Here is a 19,725-nt window from a genome sequence, read left to right as displayed (position 1 = left end):
CCTAGTCCAGCGCGCGCAGCCGTTTGATCAGCGACGAGGTGTCCCAGCGCCCGCCACCCAGTTTCTGCACGTCCTTGTAAAACTGATCGACCAGCGCGGTGACGGGCAGGGATGCGCCGTTTTCGTTAGCCTCCTGTAGGCAGATGCCCAAATCCTTGCGCATCCAGTCCACCGCAAACCCGTGGTCGAAATGATCGTCCAGCATGGTTTCATAGCGGTTGGCCATCTGCCAACTGCCCGCCGCGCCCTGACTGATCACATCCACCACTGCTTTGCCGTCGAGACCTGCCTTTTCGGCAAAATGCAGCGCTTCGCTGAGGCCCTGAACCACACCTGCGATGGCGATCTGGTTGCACATCTTGGTCATCTGGCCCGCGCCGCTGTCGCCGATGCGGCGGCAGATTTTCGAATAGACCTGCATCACCGGTTCGGCCTTGTCATAGGCGGCCAGATCGCCGCCGCACATGATGGACAGGACGCCATTCTCGGCCCCCGCCTGACCGCCCGAAATCGGGGCATCGACGAACGAGATGCCTTGCGCGTTTGCTGCCGCGTATAGTTCGCGCGTTACCTGTGCCGAAACGGTGGTGTGATCAACAAAGACCGCCCCGTCGGACATGCTTGCAAATGCACCGCCCTCGCCCGTGCAGACCATGCGCAGATCGTCATCATTGCCGACGCAGGCCATGACAAATTCTGCGCCCTGCGCGGCCTGTTCGGGGGTTGTTGCCATTGCGCCGCCATGCTGTTCGACCCAGGCTTCGGCCTTGGCCGTAGTGCGGTTATAGACGGTCACGTCATGCCCCGCAGCCTGCAGATGCCCGGCCATGGGATAACCCATGACGCCCAGGCCAAGGAATGCAACTTTTGCCATTTCGTGATCCTCTTGCTTGTCCGGCCCGTCACCTTTGCGGCTTTGCGCACCGGTATGGTCAGAAGAGACAAAGCAAAGCTGCGCCTAAAGGGCAACCCCGCAGCGCGCGCTACGGGCCATCCTGTGCAGGGGGGGGGTGGCTTGCGCCGATGTATCAATTAAGTTTCGCGAGTGCCTGCTTCGGCTACTCATTCCAGGCCTGCAGCCGGGCCAACTGCTGCCCCAACGCATTCAGAACCCCAACGGTCTGCCGCGCTACTACACATAGTGCCAGCCGGTCTCTGACACGTTCGATTGGTAAAACACGTCCCGCATTTGAATACAGGTTTTCTCGGCGCCGTCGATCTGGTGCCCCTGTCGCGGACCGCCGTCGATGAAGTTGGCATAGGGCGCAGCTGATCTCATCCGATCCTGATGCGCCCGAACCGCGGGGGTAAAGGTCAGTTCATATTAGGCGAACGGCATGTTGAACCTTTCAGGTCAGAGACACGGCCAGAAGCGCTACGGTCAGAAGGAAGGGGATGTATTGAGACGAGAAGGGTCTGGAACGGTTTCGCATGGGCAGCTCTTTGGGTGTACTGATCGGTAAACTTTGATTAGAACATGTACCGATCTGTAAACCTTTTCAAGTCAAAATTCTTCGAGCTTCCTTGGTGAGTAAGGCTTCTGTCGTAGAGATGCTTTAAAATAAGGGGTTTTGGAGGAGGTCATTGCAAATCACAGTCGTTGATAATATGTACTGATCAGTACACGCAGGAGGCATGCGATGCGGCCAAATAAACGGGATGAGCTGGTGCGCAAAGCGCTGCAAGTCTTTTGCCGCGATGGATTCCATGCCACGGGAATGGACAAGCTGGTGGCGGAAACCGGAGTATCCAAAACCTCAATGTATAAGCATTTCCGCACCAAAGAAGAGCTGATACTGGCCGCTTTGCGGCTGAGGGATGAAAACTTTCGCAACTGGTTCCTGCGCCGGACCGAAGAACTTGCGGACGCACCCGCCGATCAGCTGATCGCGTGTTTTGACGCTCTTGAAGATTGGTTTCAGCAGGACGATTTTCGCGGCTGCACCTTCGTCAAGGCGGGGGCTGAGTATCAGGACGGGGATCATCCCATCCATGCGCAAGCGGCCGAGCATAAACGCGTTATGCTCGAACATTTTACCGAGCTTGCGCGCAGGGCAGGGGTCGCTGATCCCAAGAAATTGGCCTGCCAGCTGTCGCTACTGACAGAAGGGGCGATTGTTGCCGCTGTTTTGCTGAAAAAGCGCGATGCGGCGCAAGAGGCGAAAGAAGCAGCGCAGGTGTTGCTGGAAAAGGCGCTCTCGTAAGACCGGATGGCTACGTGCCGATGTGCAGGGCGGTTCAGCGGTGTGAACGTTTTTTCGCCGATTTTTCAGGAAAGTGATAAACCCATCCCGTAAACGAGGCTACGGGAAGGACGTGGATCGCATGATTGCCTATGTGACTGTTGGGGTCGACGATATCGAGCGCGCCGAGCGGTTTTATTCGGCGGTGCTGTTGGCGCTTGGCTACCAGTTGGAAAGATATCACGGCGACCTGAGCTATGCGTTGCCGGCAAAGCCGGGTCAGACAGCCCTTATGCCCGAGTTCTACGTCAAATCGCCTTTTGACGGAGCGGCGGCCACGGCCGGAAACGGAACCATGGTGGCCTTTCAGGCGCGAAATCAGCAGCAGGTTCGCGATCTGCACGCCGCGGCACTTGCCGCAGGAGGGTCTGACGAAGGCCCGCCGGGCTTTCGCGCGTCATATGGTCCGCGGTTCTATGTCTGCTATCTGCGTGACCCTCAGGGCAACAAGATTGCGGTGTTCTCGAGCGACCCGAACGAGCCAGGGCGCGATGGATAACGTCGGATCAGGATCGCGTGCATTGTCTGACGGGTGTCGTGCGCCCTCGGCGGCCCCCCTGACAACGTTGCGTAGTGTTGAAACAGGACGCTGCGTCACCCGGATTGGATGGACGCGCACGCGGCGATAACCTGTTGCTATCTCAAGACGGGGAGTTGCAGATGCCGCTTTTTTCCAAGACCGCTGCCTGGGTCACAGAGGAGCACAAGATGTTTGCCGAGATGGCAGGCCGGTTCATGGAGGATGAGCTGGTCCCGAATGTCGAGCGTTGGGCTGGAAACGGAATTGTTGACCGTGACTTCTGGCGCAAGGCGGGCGCGGCGGGTCTGATGGCTGGTTCGACTGACGAAAGCTATGGCGGCGTTGGCGGCGGAGTGGGGTTCGATGCGGTCACGCTCTATGAACAATCCTCGCGCGGTGATGTCGGGTGGGGGTACGGTATTCAGTCCATTGTGATCCACTATATCACCGCCTATGGCAGCGAAGACCAAAAACAGCGATGGCTGCCCAAACTCGCCTCGGGCGAGATGGTCGGTGCCTTGGCGATGACTGAACCCGGGACTGGGTCCGATGTGCAGGCGATCAAGACGTCGGCGCTCAGGCATGGCAATTCCTACCGGCTGAACGGGTCAAAGATTTTCATTACTAACGGGCAGTCGGCTGATCTGGTGATCGTAGCTGCCAAAACTGACAAGGCACTGGGTGCAAAAGGGGTGTCGCTGATCGCGGTCGAGACTGGTGACGCTGCAGGGTTCCGCCGGGGGCGCCCTCTCGAAAAGCTCGGGATGAAGGGCAATGATACGGCCGAGCTGTTCTTTGAAGACGTCGCCGTGCCAATGACAAATCTGCTGGGTCCGGAAGAGGGGCAGGGGTTTTATCAGTTGATGAAGCAGCTGCCCTGGGAGCGGCTGACCATCGGGATCATGGCGTTGGGCGCGATTGACTTCGCCATTTCCGAGACAGTGAAATATGTGCAGGAGCGCAAGGCGTTCGGGCAGCGCGTCATGGACTTTCAGAACACGCGTTTCAAGCTGGCGGAATGCAAGACCAAAGCCGAAGTCCTGCGCAGTTTTGTCAATGATTGTATCGCCAGGCTTGAGATGGGTGAGCTGGATGCGGCCACCGCATCGATGGTCAAATACTGGGGGTCAGAGGTGCAGAACGAGGTTATGCATGAATGCCTGCAGTTGTTTGGCGGCTACGGGTTCATGACCGAATACCCGATCGCCCGCCTCTATGCGGATGCGCGGGTGCAAATGATCTATGGCGGTACAAATGAGGTGATGAAGGAACTGATCGCCCGTTCGCTGGACGTTTGAGCGGCAAGCAGAGCTCTCCCGCCCTTCGTCATCATTCCTGTCGGAATGCCTCCTCACGTTGGGCCGGGCAGGCGCGGGCGCAGGACGCAAGGCCGAAGGCCGCGCAGCTTGTCGACCGCGCCTTTTATGAGCCGTTTTCCGTACCGTTGCAGCGGGTCGGGATGCCTGCCATCTTGGACCCATATGCAGGTGACCCGTTGGCGGAGAGAACGATGGCAGTCTCGAAAAAAGATCAGATTTGCGCTTTGCTCAAGAGCATCGAAACCGGCGATCCCGGGGCTGTCTCGGTTGTTAACGAAGTCAGATACATCCAGCATAACCCGCAAACGCAGGAAGGCAGCGAGGGGCTGGCCGTTCTGTTCAAACGTCTGTCCGAAACCGCGCCGCGTGTGAATATTGTCCGTGCCTTTGAGGACGGCGACTATGTCTTTGCACATACCGAATACGATTTCTCGCGCCGCAATATCGGGTTCGAGGTGTTTCGGTTCGAAAACGGTCAGGCGGTTGAGCATTGGGACAACATTCAGCCCCGGCAGGGGCCGAACCCGTCGGGGCATTCCATGGTCGATGGGGTGACCGCAGCGGATCCGACTGCGCCGACCGAGGACAACCGCGCCTTTGTCTCCGCCTTTGTCCAAGATGTGTTGATCGGCGCTGATATCGATCAGATTGTCGCCCACCTCGATCCCGGAGCGTTTATCGAACACAACCCTCGTTTTGGCGACGACATCGCTCAGCTACAAACCGCCCTGACCCCGGATGACGCCGGGCGGCGTGCGGTCGACTATCGTCATCTGCACCGGGTGCTCGCCGAGGGGGATTTTGTTCTAACTGTGTGCGAGGGTTACTTCGAAGGCGTCCACACCTCCTTTTACGATCTCTTCCGTGTTGCCGATGGTCTGATCGCCGAGCGTTGGGATACCCTTGAAAAGATCGCGCCGCGCAGTGAGTGGAAGAACGACAACGGCAAGTTCTGAGACACCGCGCCCGCTGCGCTATGGATCGGGGGCTTCGGGCAGCTGCCCTTCAAGCCACCGCAGGAAGGATTTCAGCGGCTCGGACGCGGCCCGTCGATGCGGCCAGACCAGGAAATAGTCACCGAGGCTTACGGGCGGTCCGTCCCAGGCCAGCACAAGACGGCCGCTCTGCAGATCGTCGGCCACCAGATAGCTCGGGATCAATGCCACCCCAAGCCCGTGCGCGGTGGCCGGGATCATGGTCGAAAACTGGTCGAACAGCATTCCGCGCGTTCCGCCGGTGGGCTGACCCTGGGCTGCGAACCAACGCTCCCACGCATCGGGTCGCGTATCCAGGTGGAGCAGGGGGGCCGTTTGCAGCCAGTCTGCTCGCTCAGCCTCAGGCGGCAGCAATCCGGGAGCGCAGACCGGCAGAACTTCTTCGCGCATCAGGGGCAGATAGTTTACTCTGGCCCAGTTGCGTCGCCCAAAGTGAATGGCCGCGTCAAAAGAACCGGTCTCGAAATCATACGGCCTGAGCCGCGTGTTCAGGTTTACTGTCACCTCTGGATGTCGGCGGGCAAAATCCTGCAGTCTCGGGGCCAGCCAGTGCATGCCAAAAGCCGGCAGGATCGATAGATTCAGCACGCCGCCGGTTGGATTGGCCGTCAGTTTCAGCGAGGCCTGCGCCAGGTGCTGCAGGGCTGACCGGATAACGGATACATATTCCCGCGCGGCGGGCGTAAGCTGCAGGCGCATCTGGCTGCGCTGGATCAGCGTAACGCCCAGCTGCTCTTCCATCGTCTTGAGTTGGCGGCTGATTGCGCTTTGCGTCAGCGACAATTCTTCGGCCGCAGCCGAGGCGCTGCCCAGCCGGTCCACAGCCTCCAGCGCCAGCAGGGATGAGATGGTGGGCAGAAACCGGCGCGGCGCAATCATATGACAAATCCTCATACCTTTTGACTGCAATATCACTGGCATTCTGCCTTTGCCAGCGGGATAGATGGGGTGGGCCATCCAAAAGGCGGAGCATGTGTCATGACCCTACAGACCAGTCCGGGCGCGCTGGAGTGCGCCCAACGGCTTGACGGTATCGACCTGTCCGAGATCGTGCAGATTTCGGAACGTGCGGCGCGTTTGCGGGCGCAGGGTGCAGACATTGTAGCCCTCAGCACAGGTGAGCCGGATTTTCCAACGCCTGCACATGTGGTCGCAGCCGCACATCGCGCCGCGCTTGAGGGGCAGACCCGCTATCCGGCCACCGCCGGGACCTCGGCGCTGCGGGCTGCTATCGCGGCGCAAGCCGGGGCCGAACCTGCCAATGTGATTGTGTCAACAGGGGCAAAGCAGGTGTTGTCGGCGGCTTTCATGGCAACGCTCAACCCCGGCGACGAGGTTATCACTGCCGCGCCATTCTGGACCAGCTATGCCGATATGGTAAAGCTGGCAGGCGGGGTGCCGGTCGTGCTGGACTGTCCCGCCGAACAGGATTTCAAGCTGACGCCCGCACAGCTTGAGGCTGCCATCACACCCCGCACACGCTGGCTGTTGCTCAACACGCCGTCGAACCCAACCGGCGCGATCTATTCCAAAGATGAACTGCAGGCGCTCGGTCGGGTGCTGGAAAAACACCCCCGCGTCTGGGTGATATCGGATGAGATATACCAGCATCTCGCGTATGTGCCGTTTACCTCTCTGGTTCAGGCGGTGCCAGCGCTGGTCAATCGCGCGCTGATCGTGAACGGGGTGTCCAAGGCGTATTCGATGACCGGCTGGCGGATCGGCTGGGGTATCGGCCCGGCTGAGTTGATCAAGGCCATGGTGGCCGTGCAAGGCCAAATCACATCCGGCGCGTGTTCCATCGCGCAGGCCGCCGCGCTTGAAGCCATCACCGGGCCGCAGGACCTGCTGGCCGAGCGCCTGACCGAGCTGCGCACCCGTCGCGATCTGGTTGTGGATGGGCTGAACGCAGCCGGGCTTTGCTGCGCGGTGCCCGACGGGGCTTTTTATGCCTTTCCAAAGACCCCGGAAAAGATGCCGGTTGACCACGAATTCTGCCACTACCTGCTCGAAGAGGCGGGCGTGGCGCTGGTGCCGGGCCGCGCCTTCGGGATGCCCGGTCATCTACGCCTGTCCTTCGCCTATGCGACCAGCAGCCTGACCGAAGGGCTTGCCCGCATCACCCGCGCTGTTGCGGCAATCTAAAGTCAGAACCAAACAAAAGGCCCTGCCATGGACCGCGCCCAGATCGTTCACGAGAATTTCCTGACCCGCGTTGCAGATGGCGCGCTTCCCGACGGTGCGCCACCTGTGCCGGGCCTGCGCAATGACGAGGCCGTGTCGCTGTATCAGGCGCAGGTGCTCAGCCGGGCGCTGGATCGCACCAGCCGTGCCATGCAGAAGGCGGGGCAGGGGTTCTATACCATCGGCTCATCCGGGCACGAGGGCATGGCCGCAGTCGCCCACGCTCTGCGCCCGACCGATATCGCCTTTCTGCACTATCGCGATGCGGCCTTTCAGATCGCCCGCGCCGAGCAGGTGCCGGGGCAGCAGATTGCCTGGGATATGCTGCTCAGCTTTGCCTGCTCGAAAGAGGATCCAACTTCGGGCGGGCGGCACAAGGTGCTGGGGTCGAAGGCGTTGATGATCCCGCCACAGACCTCGACCATTGCCAGCCATCTGCCCAAGGCGATTGGGGCCGCCTACAGTCTGGGTGCGGCGCGGCGGCATGATCCCGAACATCGCACCCTGCCGGCCGACGGGATCGCCATGTGTTCGTTTGGGGATGCATCCGCGAACCATTCGACGGCGCAGGGCGCGATCAACACGGCGGGCTGGACCAGCGTGCAGTCGACGCCGCTGCCTTTGCTTTTTGTCTGCGAAGACAATGGCATCGGTATCTCGGTGAAAACGCCCAAAGGCTGGATCCAGGCTTCGATGGAGCATCGCCCAGGCATCAAATATTTTCAGGCCAACGGGCTGGATATTTTTGAGACCTTCGCGGTTGCGAAAGAGGCCGCAGACTATGTCCGCAAACGGCGCAAGCCTGCATTCCTGCACCTGAAAACCGTGCGCCTTTATGGGCATGCGGGAGCGGATGTGCCGACCACCTATCTCAGCAAATCTGAGGTTGAAGGCGACGAGGCCAACGACCCGCTTTTGCATACTGTGCGCCTGCTGGATCAGGCCGGGGCGTTGTCGCCGGATCAGGCGCTGCGGATTTACACCGACACCTGTGCTCGGACAGATCGGATCGCGGCCGAGGCGGCGACCCGTCCGCATCTGGCCAATGCCGCCGAGGTCGCGGCCAGCCTGATCCCGCCCAAACGTGCCTGCAAACCCACCAACGGCCCCAGTGCCGAGGCGCGCGCCGGTGCGTTCGGGGGCGACATGCGCGCAATGGATGACCCGCAGCCTATGAGCCGCCTGATCAATTGGGCGCTGACCGATCTGATGCTGGAACATTCCGAACTTGTCTGCATGGGCGAGGATGTGGGCCGCAAGGGCGGTGTCTATGGCGTTACGCAAAAGCTGCAACAACGCTTTGGCCCGGACCGGGTGATCGATACGCTTTTGGACGAACAATCCATTCTGGGGCTGGCTATTGGCATGGGCCATAACGGCTTTGTTCCGATCCCGGAAATCCAGTTTCTCGCCTATCTCCACAATGCCGAAGATCAGATCCGGGGCGAGGCCGCAACGCTGCCGTTTTTTTCGAACGGCCAGTTCACCAACCCGATGGTGCTGCGCATTGCCGGGCTTGGCTATCAGAAAGGATTCGGCGGGCATTTCCACAATGATAACTCACTGGCCGTGTTGCGGGACATTCCGGGCATTATCATCGCCTGCCCGTCGACCGGGGCAGATGCCGCCCGGATGATGCGTGAATGCGTGCGTCTGGCGCGCGAGGAACAGCGTCTTGTGGTGTTCCTTGAGCCTATCGCCCTTTACCCCATGCGCGATCTGCATGCCGCGCAGGATGCGGGCTGGATGACTAGCTATCCCTCGCCAGATCAAAAGATCGCGCTGGGCGAGGTCGGTGTGCAGGGCAAAGGCACTGATCTGGCCATCGTCACCTATGGCAACGGGCACTATATGTCGCACCAGGCCCTGCCCGAGCTTGAGGCTGCGGGTGTGCGCACCCGTATCATCGACCTGCGCTGGCTGGCTCCTCTGCCTGCTGAGGCACTGCTGAAGGCGACCAAAGGCTGCAAGAACGTGCTGATCGTCGACGAATGCCGCCAGACCGGCAGCCAGTCCGAGGGGCTTATGACCTTCTTCAAGGAGAACAACAGCAAAACGCACACCGCGCGCGTTGCCGCCGAAGACTGCTTTATCGCAACCGGCCCTGCCTATGCCGCGCCACTGCCCTCGAAAGACGGTATTGTCGCCGCCGCCTTGTCTTTGACCGGAGCCAAAAAATGACCCGCACTGCCGTCGTGATCTGCCCCGGTCGGGGGACTTATAACAAGCCGGAACTGGGGTATCTGCACCGCCACCATGCGGACCGGTCAGACCTGTTCCGCGCGTTCGATGCCCAGCGGACCGCGATGGGCCAGGAAACTGTGAGTAAGCTGGACGGGGCCGGGCGGTTCTCGGTCTCGAAATATTCACGCGGGGATGTTGCGTCGCCGCTGATCTATGCGGGCTCTCTCGCGGATGCGCAGGCGCTGGCTGATGATATCGAGGTGGTGGCCGTCACTGGCAACTCGATGGGATGGTACATCGCGCTGGCCGCCGCAGGGGCGGTGAGCGCCGAAAACGGCTTTCGCGTCGTTAACACCATGGGCACGCTGATGCAGCAGCATTTGATTGGCGGGCAACTGGTTTATCCCTTCATGGAGGAGGCATGGCAGAACGATCCCGCGCGCAAGGCAGACTTGCTGGCCGATGTGGCCCGCATCGACGCGATGGACGGGCACGATCTGGCGTTGTCCATTGATCTGGGGGGCATGCTGGTTCTGGCAGGGAACGAAGAGGGGCTGGGCGCGTTTGAGGTCTCGCAGCCGGTGCTGCAGGACCGGTTCCCAATGCGGTTGGCCAATCACGCCGCCTTTCACACGGGCCTGCAGGCCCCTGTCGCCGCCCAAGGGCGTGCGCAGCTGGGCTCGGACCTGTTCGGCCAGCCGGACCGCCCGCTGATCGACGGGCGCGGCAAAATCTGGTGGCCCGGAGCAACGGATGCCGCCGCCTTGCGGGACTATACGCTGGGTCATCAGGTGACCGAGACGTATGATTTTACCCACGCCATACAGACCGCTGCGCGAGAGTTTGCGCCTGACCTATTTATCGTGACCGGCCCGGGGGCTACGCTGGGCGGCGCGGTCGCGCAATCGCTGGTGCTGGCGCAGTGGCGCGGGATGACCGACAAGGCCTCATTCATGGCGCGGCAACGGGATCAGCCGCTGCTGATCGCCATGGGGCGCGACGATCAAAGAGCGCTTGCAACCGGCTGAGACCGGGCTAATGATCCGAAAAATTGAACAGAGGTCCATGGTGCAGAACCCCGATCACAGCCTTTGGCAGACTACCAGCTGCGAACGCGTCGAAACGGAGCGGCTGAGCGGGGATGTGACGATGGATCTGGCGATCATCGGCGGCGGCTATACCGGCTGTTCGGCTGCTCTGCACGCGGCGCAGGCGGGGGCCTCGGTCTGCCTGCTTGAGGCCAAGACTATTGGCCACGGCGGATCGGGTCGCAACGTTGGGCTGGTGAATGCGGGGTTGTGGTTGCCCCCCGATGAGATTTGCCACCATCTGGGTCGCGACGCGGGGACCCGTCTGATCGATCTGCTGGCCGCGGCCCCTTCGGATGTTTTCCGCCTGATTGACGAACATAAGATCGAGTGCGAGCCGACCCGGAACGGAACCTTGCATTGCGCCCATTCAGCCGCGGGTCTGCGGGACCTTCACAAACGGCAGGCTCAGTTGCGCGCCTTAGGCGCACCTGTTGAGGTGCTGTCTGCCGACGCCACGCGCCAGCGCACGGGCAGCTCAGCGTTTCATGGAGCGTTGCTGGACCTGCGCGCCGGGACGATACAGCCTTTGGCCTATGTGCATGGGTTGGCGCGCGCGGCACGCGCTGCCGGGGCACAGGTCTGCGAGCAGAGCCCGGTGCAGTCGATGCACCACCACAATGGCTTATGGATTCTGACCACGCCTGGCGGGACCGTGCGTGCAGGCAAGGTTCTGCAGGCCACCAACGCCTATCATGCGGGTCTGCCCGAGACCGCGCCCGCCTATGTGCCGGTGTACTACTTTCAATACGCCACAGGCCCCCTGTCCGACAATCTGCGCGCTGGTATCCTGCCTGCTGGCGAAGGGTGTTGGGACACCGGTCTGATCATGACCTCATTCCGCACGGATCAGAGCGGGCGTTTGATCATCGGAGGGATGGGCGATCTGGGGCGTCCGGGGCGCTTGACCCATACTGCATGGGTGCGGCGCAAACTGGCGGAACTCTACCCGCAGCTGTCTGACCAGCCGTTGGTCGAAGGGTGGCACGGGCGGATTGCAATGACCTCGGACCATATTCCTAAGATCACCGACCTTGGCCCCGGTGCCCTGTCGGCACATGGATTTTCCGGTCGCGGCATCGGGCCCGGAACGGTGTTCGGGCGGCAAATGGCGGCCAGCCTGTTGCAGGACGACCCGTCGCTGCTGCCGGTGCCGGCTGGCCCAACCTATCGCGAGCGCTGGGCTGGCCTGCGCCGCGTCTATTTCGAAACCGGCGCGGCGCTGACCCATCTTATTAGGGCACGGCGCTGAGCGATCAGACCGATCGCGTGATGCCACCGTCCACGCGGATATTCTGACCGGTGATGTAACCGCCGCCGTCCGAGGCCAGCATGGCAACGACCGAGGCGATCTCGTCATAGCTGCGCCCATAACGCCCCATCGGGATGCGTGCGCGGAACTCTTCCTTCTCGGGCAGGCTGTCAATGAAACCGGGCAGAACGTTGTTCATGCGGATGTTGTCGGCGGCGTATTTGTCCGAGAACAGCTTGGTAAAGGCCGCAAGCCCTGCGCGGAACACGCCAGATGTCGGGAAGACTGAGTCAGGCTCGAAGGCGGCAAAGGTTGAGATGTTGATGATGGCACCGCCACCCTGCGCCTGCATGATCGGCGTGACCAGCCGGGTGGGGCGCACGGCGTTCAGGAAATAGACCTCCATGCCCTGATGCCAGTCCTCATCGCTGAGCTCCAGCACGGGCGCGCGGGGGCCGTGACCGGCGGAATTGACCAGCACATCAACGCGACCCCAATGCGCCATCGCTGCATCCACCAGTTTCTGCAGGTCGTCCGTCGACTGGTTCGAGCCGGTGACACCAACCCCGCCAAGCTCCTGCGCCAGCGCTTCGCCCTTGCCCGATGAGGACAGGATGCCAACCTTGAAGCCATCCGCAGCCAGACGCCGCGCTGCATCCGCGCCCATTCCGCTGCCGCCTGCAGTAATCAGCGCAACTTTTTCAGCCATGATCTCTCTCCGTTTTGATCTGCACTCAAGATGTGCCTGACGAAGAGGTTTGACCAATCAGTTCTGCTGCTACTATGCTGTAGAAAATCTACTGTGTGATCCCATGACTGCTCTGCCCCCGCTGAACGCGCTGCGCGCATTCGAAGCCTCTGCACGTCACTTGAATTTTCGCCTCGCCGCGCAAGAGCTTGGCGTAACTCAGGGGGCCGTGGCCCAGCAGGTCAGAGGGCTTGAGGCGCGGTTGGGACAGATGTTATTCGATCGCCTGCCGCGCGGGTTGCGCCTGACAGACGCGGGCCGCCGTCTTCAACCGCCTTTGCGCCGGGCGTTTCATTTGATCGAAGAAGCTGTTGAGGACCTATCGGGTGAACGCAAGATCGCGATTTCAGTGCCGCCCAGTTTCGCCTCGAAATGGCTGGTGCCGCGGCTCAACGACTTTACGGCGAAACATCCCGATATCTCGGTGCAGGTTGATGCCCGGGAACAGCTGGCCGACTTTCGGAACGACGGCATCGATCTGGCGGTGCGGCAAAGCCGGGCACGCTTTGCGCCCGATGTTGATGCGCGTCCGCTCTTTGGGTCCGAATTCATCGTTGTCTGCAGCCCTGAACTGGCCGCGCTGATCTCGACGCCTGCAGATCTGCTGCAACATGTCTTGCTCAGCGATTCTCATGGGCTCTGGCCGCTGTTCCTCGAACGTGCAGGTGTGACGGGCAAACCGCGCATGATGAGCTTTAACCAGACGGGCCTCGCCATTGACGCCGCGATTGCGGGACAGGGGATTGCGCTGGCCAGTTTGCCGCTTGTCTCGGCCGAACTGGCCTCGGGACAGTTGGTGCAGCCTCTGACCGAAGCCTTGCGGGACGGTCTGGGGTTCTTTGTTGTGACCCCCAAGAAGCCGCGCCAGCCGGCCTTGGTGGCGCTGATGCGCGACTGGCTTATCTCTCAGGCCTGAAGCTGGGTCGCGACGGCTTCGATCCGGCGGCGCAGCCAGCGATGTGCCGGGTCATTGGACGAGCGTTGGTGCCAGACCATGTAGATTGACACCGTGTCGCAGGCAAAGGGCAGGGGCGCGCAATCCAGCGTGGATAACGGGCCCTCTTTCATCAGCGCGGTATCGGTCGAGATCAGGTCGCTGCCTTTCACAAAAGACGGGATCGCGTTGAAATGCGGAAGCGTCACGGTGGCGGGCCTGATACGGGTCTGATCCACACCTCGCATCACCGCGCGGGCATTGCGGCCCTCGGCAAACCGCACCTCGACATGTTCAGTATCGCAGTACGACGCCCAGCTGTCAGGCGGGTCACGTCGGTCTGCGTCGTAGTAGATCATCAACGGGCTGGTGATCAGGTGCTTTTGGAAAATGTCCGGCCCGTCGGGTGGCAACGGGGTCAGCATCAACTGGCACCGGTCGCTGCGCAAAAGGTCGGGGTCGGGCACGCCTGACGGAATGAAACTCAGCCGCAGGCGCACGCCTTCGGCCCGTGCGCGACGCAGCAGGTCTGGAAAGATCAGCTCGCGCGGCATGTCGTTTGCGGCGATCTGAACCTCGATATCTTCGGCCTGCGGATCGAATGGCCGCTCTTCGGTCAGCGCGCGCAGGCCATCCAGAACCTTCTGCACCGGCTCTTTCAGCGACAGGGCGCGCTCGGTTGGGGTCAGCCCTTGCCCGGATCGCACAAACAGTGGGTCCCCCAACACCTGCCGCAGCTTGGCCAATGTGTGGCTGGTCGCGGATTGCGTGACCCCCAGGCGGTCAGCGGCTTTCGAGACCGAGCTTTCCTCGAGAATGGTCAGAAAGATGCGCAGGACCTTGCCGTCCAGCTCAGTAAAATCGATTTTGTTCATACCATGTATGACTATTCATGAATGGTTTTGCTGTCCACCGCCCTGTAGAGGACGAAGACCTGCAGGAGGCGCATATGGGAATCCGTTTTTTCTCGGACAAGAACCGACCCGTTCACATGGGGGGCTATCCGCTTGAGCGGCTGGCGCGGCAGGCCGCACTGCCGGATTTGTCTGCGATAGCGCCGATGAGGCTGCTCAGCTTTCACCGGCCCGAGCGCCCGTACAGCATCGTCAATGCGATGGGAGAGTTTCAGGCGATGATGGATGCGATCCGGGATGGGTTCGTAAACCCGTCGGTCGCCGGGATTCCCGCGGACCCGGAAGAGCGGGCCAATCATCTGAAAGCGTTTGGATATTTCAACGACGCCTCGATGATCGGATGTGGCCCGCTGGTGCCTGAGGCGCTGTTGGATACGCCAAGGCGGAACCCGGATATCGACCGGCTGGCCCATGCACTGCGGACCCGGCAGACCAAAACGCTGGCGTCGGGCATCGATCTGATTATGGCCGATCTCAAGGAAAGCATGGAGGCGACACCGGGCTCGATTGCCGGGCATCGCCACGCGATTGTGTTCCTCTATGAACACCACCGTGACCCCAAACCGGACGAGCCGGGCGCAGACTGGATCATCGACGCGCAGGATCACCGCGCCTGCCTGCTGGCAACCGAGAATGCGGTGGTGCTGGCGAATTATATCCGTCTGTTGGGCTATGACGCGCGCGCCCATACCGCGACAACGTCCGAGGTTGATCTGAACAAACTTGCCGTCGCCGCGGGGTTGGTCTCGGTCGAAGATGGCACGTTGGTGGCGCCATGGCTGGGGCGGCGTTTTGGTCTGGCTGCGGTGACGACAGAGATGGAGATTGCGCACGATCAGCCACTGGCTCCGATGGATCAGCAACCATGGTTCAAGACCCAAGGCCCGGCGTGGTGGCTGGGCGCGGGGTTTTCAAAAAACGCTCTGAACCGCGATCCGTTTGCCAATCGGCAGTACCAAGACGGGGCACATCCGTTCGAGAAACTGCGTCGTGTCGAAAAGCCGACGACCTATATTGATGAGGCCAACGTGGCCCGTGTGCCCAAACGGGCAGACATGTTTGCCCGCGCCCAGTTTGGTGACATGGGCAAGGCGCTGCAAGACGGCGCAAAGGGCGGAAAATACGTCCGTAAATCCGCCCCAAGCTCGGCGCAGCGGCGGGCATTGGGGGCGTTTGTCCTGCTGCAGGACGGCGAAAGTGCCGACGTGCCCAGGCCCACAGATGCCGACCGCAATGCCGCCAATGTCAAAGCGGCCAGCTATTTTCTGGGCGTCGATGCGGTCGGGCTCAGCCGGTGCCCGGACTGGGCCTGGTATTCCCATGACGCCACCGGGGCCGAGATTGAACCGCCTCATGATCAGGCCATCAGCATGATCATCGATCAGGGGTATGAGACCATGGAGGGCGCATCCGGTGATGACTGGATCAGCGTCGCCCAGTCTATGCGCGCCTATTTGCGGTTTTCGCTGCTGGGTGGGGTGATCGCCCAGCAAATCCGCAACCTTGGCTATAAGGCCCGCGCGCACACCGTGATGGATGGCGAGGTGCTGCAACCGCCACTCCTGTTGCTCAGTGGGCTGGGCGAGGTGTCACGCATCGGTGAGGTGATCCTGAATCCCTATCTGGGTCCGCGCCTGAAATCGGGTGCGGTGACCACCGACATGCCGATGGCCCATGACAAGCCCATCGATTTCGGCCTGCAGACGTTTTGCGAAAGCTGCAACAAATGCGCGCGCGAATGCCCGTCGGGCGCGATCACAGCCGGGCCGAAACTGATGTTCAACGGCTATGAAATCTGGAAATCCGACAGCCAGAAATGCGCCACTTACCGGATCACCACCGAAGGCGGCGCAATGTGTGGCCGGTGCATGAAAACCTGCCCCTGGAACCTCGAAGGTATCTTCAAGGAACGCCCATTCCGCTGGGCTGCGATGAATATCCCGTCGGCGGCGCCAGCGTTGGCACGGCTCGACGATGCCGTCGGCAACGGGGGCCTGAACGACACCAAGAAATGGTGGTGGGATATCGAGTTGCAGCAGGATGGGGCCTACCGTCCCTCGACCCGCCCGTTGAATCGTCGCGACCTGCAAACCGATCTGGGCCTGCGATACGAGGACCAGACGCTGGCGGTCTACCCGGCCCATTTGGCACCCCATCCGTGGCCTTATCCCTTTGCTATGGACCGCGAGGCAGGCATTGCCGCGTATGAGGCCATGGTCGGGGCCGAGGAATACAAGGCCCGCGTTGCCGCCGGGGATATGTCGGTCATCCACCGCTATCAGATGGCCGGTGATGCGCCGGTGATGCGGGTCGCGTTGACCAAGGTCGACAAGATGACGGCGGATGTGACCAAGTGTGAGTTTGCGTCGCTCGACGGCGCGCCGTTGCCCAAGTGGACCGCAGGCGCGCATCTGGACGTGCTGGTCGCGCCGGAATTCCTGCGCCAGTATTCGATGTCGGGCGACCCGTCTGACCGCAGCACCTATCAGATCGGTGTCCTGCGCGAGGATGAGGGGCGCGGCGGCTCGGCCCTATTGCACCGTATCTTTCACGAGGGGCGCAAGGTTTTCATCTCGAAACCCATCAACCATTTCGACCTTGAGGAGAGTGCGACAAAGACATTCCTGATGGGCGGCGGCATCGGGATCACCCCGATGATCGCCTTTGCCCATCGTTTGCATGCGCTGGGCAGGGACTTCGAACTGCATTACTCTGCCAGCACCCGCAACGGGGCAGGATATGTTCAGGACCTCGCCGCGATGCCATGGGCGGATCGCGTACATTACCATTTCTCAGATGAAGGCACCCGCGCCGATCTGGACGCGCTGCTATCGGGTTATCAGGACGGCTGGCATGTCTACACCTGCGGACCCGACCGGTACATGGAGGGTGTCCTGCACGCCGCCGAGGCACAGGGCTTTCCAGAGGACGCGCGGCATCTGGAGTATTTCTCGGTTCCTGAACAGCCAGAGTATGAAAACCATGCCTTTACACTCAAACTGGCGCGCTCAGACCGCGAGTTGGTGGTGCCCGCTGACAAAGACGCGGCGCAGGTGCTGAACGAGGCCGGTATTCATGTGGATGTGAAATGCGCCGATGGCATCTGCGGGGTCTGCAAATGCGGCGTGATATCGGGGGATGTCGAGCACCGCGATTTTGTTCTGTCCAACAAGCAGCGCGCTGGCGCGATGATCTTATGCCAAAGCCGCGCCGCCGAGCCTGACGGTGTGATCGAGATCGATCTTTAGCGCCGCGTCAGTTGTCGCCAGACAGCGACAGAAGTTAGTTGCATATCAGCCTGTTGCCGCCGATCACGTGTGAGCGCGAGGGGGTCAAATGCTCAGGGGATATCGGTTCGAATGAGTTGAGCGGCGGCAACAGGTTGGGGGCGTTTGCTGAGGACTGAACTGACAACAGATAAGAAACGGTCAACTTTTGGATTCTGTGCATGTGCCGTGATCCTCGAAGAGCTCTGACCCTTTTGCGGAAAGCTCATATGTCATCTTTGGAAAATGTAGGGCAAGCGTCCAAACGTCCGTGCCGTCAATGTGCAAAAAGGTCAGGCCGTCCAGCCCAAGCAGAACGGTCGCATCTCCAGTCGCTTTGTGAAAGACGACACTCCCCTTGTCACTTTCTATAGGGCGCTGGGCAATGACTTCCTGACCATCAACATCCGATACACATGTAAAGATTTGTTGTTCTTCAGCTATAGCGAAGTTGGCCGCCACAACGAAAGCGGCGGTGAAGATGGTTGTTTTCATTTCGTGTATTCCGATTCAATTCTCAGATAGATCAAGATGCGCGGCGCGCGGGGAGTGTAGGCCTAGTGATAGGCTCAACTTTGTGTTCACACTTAACGTTGTGCAGTTCGACAACGACCGCTGTTGATCGTTTTGTGCGGTCTTTTTGCTCGGCCTCTGCAGGGTTATCGCAATCTCCGGGAATGCAGATCTGAACTTTTTTTCCGCGAAACGGTTTTGTGAGAAAAGACCACATGCTCATTTTTTGTTTGTCCCGATCAGTTCTTAAAGTGCTGCGGCTAAAGACAGGGGCAATATGGCTAAAACTAGGAATAAATCTTTGTTTGTTACCCGACTTACGGCCCAATTGTGACGACAGAGGTCACTCGCAAAACTAAACGATTGTTTTGTTGCAAAATTTTTGTGCACATTGAGAACTCGATTTTAGCTGGTAACGTAACGTCAGTATGAGACGTGGCGTCTCATTAGTTTGAGAATATGGGCTGCGGCGCTGTCTTTTCTCGAGGCTGACGTTGGATTTTACTTCAACTCTCACGTTCTTGTGTCTTTGATCCGCTTCGTAAGTCTTCAAAGAAAATGCCAATTGTTGGCTAAGCTTCTCAAGAAACGACATCCCGAAGTAAGGAATAGGTCGTTCCCGCCATGGACGCGGGCAAAAGGCTGCACTAACGTCCATGCGAACCCCAGTGAAACCTGCTCAACAGGCGCGAGGTAACCTCATGAACTATCACAGCCCTGCCAGCTTTGCCGAAGCTTCGGCGCTGGCAGTCGACGCAACGGGTATCACCCGATTTCTGGCCGGCGGGACCGATGTATTGGTGCAGTTGCGCTCGGATCTGGTGACGCCCGATACGCTGATCGACATCAAGAAGATCGACGGCGTCAGCGACATCACCCGCAAGGACGATGGCAGCTGGACGCTGGGCGTCGCCGTGACTGGGGCCGAAATGACCGAGCATCCGGATCTCAGCCGCGACTGGCCCGGTGTGGTCGAGGCGATGGACCTGATTGGCTCGACGCAAGTGCAGGGCCGCGCGACGCTGACCGGCAACCTGTGCAATGGCTCGCCTGCGGCGGATTCCGTCCCGGCCATGATTGCCGCCGGGGTAACGGTGACGGTGACCGGCCCCAATCGCACGCGTGACGTTGCGGTCGAAGATATTCCGGTTGGACCCGGCAAAACCTCACTGACAAAGGGAGAGCTGATCTCGGCCATCAATATCCCGGCCCGGGGTGAGAATGGCGGGGATGCCTATTTGCGCTTCATCCCGCGCACCGAAATGGACATCGCCGTGGTCGGCGCAGGTGTGAACCTGCGCCTGGATGGCGACACGATCACCGAGGCGCGTGTCTCGTTGGGGGCAGTAGCCCCGACCGTGCTGCTGGTCGAAGACGCAGCCCGCGCCATCATCGGCACCACGCTGGATGATGCCGCGCTGGAGGCGTTGGCCACTGCGGCCTCGGCCGCCTGCAGCCCGATCGACGACAAACGCGGTACCATTGCGTTCCGCACCGAAGTTGCGGGCGTACTGGCAAAGCGTGCCGCCAAAATCGCCTATGCCCGCGCGAAGGGAGAATAAGCC

The 19,725-nt window shown here is 60.6% G+C and carries 16 protein-coding genes and 1 pseudogene; 11 read left to right on the top strand and 6 right to left on the bottom strand.

Features of this window, described 5'->3' with window-relative positions; translation table 11 throughout:
• Nucleotide 1: 1 nt before the first annotated feature.
• Both ACR0I7_RS13380 and ACR0I7_RS13375 read right to left on the bottom strand, forming a co-directional pair.
• Nucleotides 2–877: pseudogene (locus tag ACR0I7_RS13380) on the bottom strand (NAD(P)-dependent oxidoreductase); the annotation flags it as partial.
• A 255-nt stretch (nt 878–1,132) separates the two neighbouring features.
• Nucleotides 1,133–1,279 carry a hypothetical protein gene (locus ACR0I7_RS13375; protein WP_480511808.1) on the bottom strand — a complete coding sequence of 49 codons (147 nt, stop codon included), beginning with the start codon at nt 1,277–1,279 and terminating at the stop codon, nt 1,133–1,135.
• 361 nt (nt 1,280–1,640) lie between these two features.
• Between ACR0I7_RS13375 and ACR0I7_RS13370 the strand changes: the two genes are divergently transcribed.
• From ACR0I7_RS13370 to ACR0I7_RS13355, 4 genes are all read left to right on the top strand, one after another.
• Entirely contained in the window at nt 1,641–2,204 is a 564-nt protein-coding gene (locus tag ACR0I7_RS13370) for a TetR/AcrR family transcriptional regulator (protein WP_480511807.1), read from the top strand.
• A 121-nt stretch (nt 2,205–2,325) separates the two neighbouring features.
• Nucleotides 2,326–2,742, top strand: a complete 417-nt coding sequence (locus ACR0I7_RS13365) for a VOC family protein (RefSeq protein ID WP_480511805.1) — start codon at nt 2,326–2,328, stop codon at nt 2,740–2,742.
• A 161-nt stretch (nt 2,743–2,903) separates the two neighbouring features.
• Nucleotides 2,904–4,061 (top strand): acyl-CoA dehydrogenase family protein, encoded by a 1,158-nt coding sequence (locus tag ACR0I7_RS13360; protein ID WP_480511803.1) that lies wholly within the window; start codon nt 2,904–2,906, stop codon nt 4,059–4,061.
• Nucleotides 4,062–4,273: 212 nt separating this feature from the next.
• Entirely contained in the window at nt 4,274–5,038 is a 765-nt protein-coding gene (locus ACR0I7_RS13355; protein ID WP_480511801.1) for a nuclear transport factor 2 family protein, read from the top strand.
• 18 nt (nt 5,039–5,056) lie between these two features.
• Here the strand turns inward: ACR0I7_RS13355 and ACR0I7_RS13350 are convergent, their stop codons facing one another.
• Entirely contained in the window at nt 5,057–5,956 is a 900-nt protein-coding gene (locus ACR0I7_RS13350) for a LysR family transcriptional regulator (RefSeq protein ID WP_480511799.1), read from the bottom strand.
• Between the two features lie 99 nt (nt 5,957–6,055).
• On the opposite strand from ACR0I7_RS13350, the gene ACR0I7_RS13345 reads away from it, so the two are divergent.
• Genes ACR0I7_RS13345 through ACR0I7_RS13330 form a run of 4 tightly spaced genes read left to right on the top strand, consistent with a single transcriptional unit; the run spans nt 6,056 to nt 11,785 of the window.
• Complete coding sequence (locus tag ACR0I7_RS13345) at nt 6,056–7,222, top strand: pyridoxal phosphate-dependent aminotransferase (RefSeq protein WP_480511797.1); 1,167 nt, start codon at nt 6,056–6,058, stop codon at nt 7,220–7,222.
• A gap of 27 nt (nt 7,223–7,249) precedes the next feature.
• Nucleotides 7,250–9,442: a dehydrogenase E1 component subunit alpha/beta gene (locus ACR0I7_RS13340; RefSeq protein ID WP_480511795.1), complete on the top strand. Its 2,193-nt coding sequence runs from the start codon at nt 7,250–7,252 to the stop codon at nt 9,440–9,442.
• Nucleotides 9,439–10,473 carry an ACP S-malonyltransferase gene (locus ACR0I7_RS13335; RefSeq protein ID WP_480511793.1) on the top strand — a complete coding sequence of 345 codons (1,035 nt, stop codon included), beginning with the start codon at nt 9,439–9,441 and terminating at the stop codon, nt 10,471–10,473. The genes ACR0I7_RS13340 and ACR0I7_RS13335 overlap by 4 nt, the downstream gene beginning before the upstream one ends.
• 37 nt (nt 10,474–10,510) lie before the next feature.
• Nucleotides 10,511–11,785 (top strand): NAD(P)/FAD-dependent oxidoreductase, encoded by a 1,275-nt coding sequence (locus ACR0I7_RS13330; RefSeq protein WP_480511827.1) that lies wholly within the window; start codon nt 10,511–10,513, stop codon nt 11,783–11,785.
• 4 nt (nt 11,786–11,789) lie between these two features.
• Here the strand turns inward: ACR0I7_RS13330 and ACR0I7_RS13325 are convergent, their stop codons facing one another.
• Entirely contained in the window at nt 11,790–12,494 is a 705-nt protein-coding gene (locus ACR0I7_RS13325; RefSeq protein WP_480511791.1) for an SDR family oxidoreductase, read from the bottom strand.
• A gap of 103 nt (nt 12,495–12,597) precedes the next feature.
• Between ACR0I7_RS13325 and ACR0I7_RS13320 the strand changes: the two genes are divergently transcribed.
• A complete protein-coding gene (locus ACR0I7_RS13320) occupies nt 12,598–13,449 on the top strand; it encodes a LysR substrate-binding domain-containing protein (protein WP_480511789.1) in 852 nt (283 codons plus the stop codon).
• Here ACR0I7_RS13320 and ACR0I7_RS13315 read toward each other — a convergent pair.
• A complete protein-coding gene (locus tag ACR0I7_RS13315; protein ID WP_480511787.1) occupies nt 13,440–14,342 on the bottom strand; it encodes a LysR family transcriptional regulator in 903 nt (300 codons plus the stop codon). The two genes, ACR0I7_RS13320 and ACR0I7_RS13315, sit on opposite strands and share 10 nt — an antisense overlap.
• A 74-nt stretch (nt 14,343–14,416) precedes the next feature.
• Between ACR0I7_RS13315 and ACR0I7_RS13310 the strand changes: the two genes are divergently transcribed.
• Nucleotides 14,417–17,629 (top strand): reductive dehalogenase, encoded by a 3,213-nt coding sequence (locus ACR0I7_RS13310; protein WP_480511785.1) that lies wholly within the window; start codon nt 14,417–14,419, stop codon nt 17,627–17,629.
• A gap of 180 nt (nt 17,630–17,809) precedes the next feature.
• Here the strand turns inward: ACR0I7_RS13310 and ACR0I7_RS13305 are convergent, their stop codons facing one another.
• Complete coding sequence (locus ACR0I7_RS13305; RefSeq protein ID WP_480511783.1) at nt 17,810–18,142, bottom strand: hypothetical protein; 333 nt, start codon at nt 18,140–18,142, stop codon at nt 17,810–17,812.
• A gap of 719 nt (nt 18,143–18,861) precedes the next feature.
• Between ACR0I7_RS13305 and ACR0I7_RS13300 the strand changes: the two genes are divergently transcribed.
• Nucleotides 18,862–19,722, top strand: a complete 861-nt coding sequence (locus ACR0I7_RS13300; RefSeq protein WP_480511781.1) for an FAD binding domain-containing protein — start codon at nt 18,862–18,864, stop codon at nt 19,720–19,722.
• Nucleotides 19,723–19,725: the final 3 nt, after the last annotated feature.

This window comes from Ruegeria sp. AM1, from assembly GCF_056540745.1.
This window is presented reverse-complemented; position numbering and strand designations above follow the sequence as displayed.

Excerpts from the sequence above, each read along its gene's own strand:
- ACR0I7_RS13375 (WP_480511808.1), bottom strand. The coding sequence starts at position 1,279 with ATGAGATCAGCTGCGCCCTATGCCAACTTCATCGACGGCGGTCCGCGA.
- ACR0I7_RS13370 (WP_480511807.1), top strand. The coding sequence starts at position 1,641 with ATGCGGCCAAATAAACGGGATGAGCTGGTGCGCAAAGCGCTGCAAGTC.
- ACR0I7_RS13365 (WP_480511805.1), top strand. The coding sequence starts at position 2,326 with ATGATTGCCTATGTGACTGTTGGGGTCGACGATATCGAGCGCGCCGAG.
- ACR0I7_RS13360 (WP_480511803.1), top strand. The coding sequence starts at position 2,904 with ATGCCGCTTTTTTCCAAGACCGCTGCCTGGGTCACAGAGGAGCACAAG.
- ACR0I7_RS13355 (WP_480511801.1), top strand. The coding sequence starts at position 4,274 with ATGGCAGTCTCGAAAAAAGATCAGATTTGCGCTTTGCTCAAGAGCATC.
- ACR0I7_RS13350 (WP_480511799.1), bottom strand. The coding sequence starts at position 5,956 with ATGATTGCGCCGCGCCGGTTTCTGCCCACCATCTCATCCCTGCTGGCG.
- ACR0I7_RS13345 (WP_480511797.1), top strand. The coding sequence starts at position 6,056 with ATGACCCTACAGACCAGTCCGGGCGCGCTGGAGTGCGCCCAACGGCTT.
- ACR0I7_RS13340 (WP_480511795.1), top strand. The coding sequence starts at position 7,250 with ATGGACCGCGCCCAGATCGTTCACGAGAATTTCCTGACCCGCGTTGCA.
- ACR0I7_RS13335 (WP_480511793.1), top strand. The coding sequence starts at position 9,439 with ATGACCCGCACTGCCGTCGTGATCTGCCCCGGTCGGGGGACTTATAAC.
- ACR0I7_RS13330 (WP_480511827.1), top strand. The coding sequence starts at position 10,511 with ATGGTGCAGAACCCCGATCACAGCCTTTGGCAGACTACCAGCTGCGAA.
- ACR0I7_RS13325 (WP_480511791.1), bottom strand. The coding sequence starts at position 12,494 with ATGGCTGAAAAAGTTGCGCTGATTACTGCAGGCGGCAGCGGAATGGGC.
- ACR0I7_RS13320 (WP_480511789.1), top strand. The coding sequence starts at position 12,598 with ATGACTGCTCTGCCCCCGCTGAACGCGCTGCGCGCATTCGAAGCCTCT.
- ACR0I7_RS13315 (WP_480511787.1), bottom strand. The coding sequence starts at position 14,342 with ATGAACAAAATCGATTTTACTGAGCTGGACGGCAAGGTCCTGCGCATC.
- ACR0I7_RS13310 (WP_480511785.1), top strand. The coding sequence starts at position 14,417 with ATGGGAATCCGTTTTTTCTCGGACAAGAACCGACCCGTTCACATGGGG.
- ACR0I7_RS13305 (WP_480511783.1), bottom strand. The coding sequence starts at position 18,142 with ATGAAAACAACCATCTTCACCGCCGCTTTCGTTGTGGCGGCCAACTTC.
- ACR0I7_RS13300 (WP_480511781.1), top strand. The coding sequence starts at position 18,862 with ATGAACTATCACAGCCCTGCCAGCTTTGCCGAAGCTTCGGCGCTGGCA.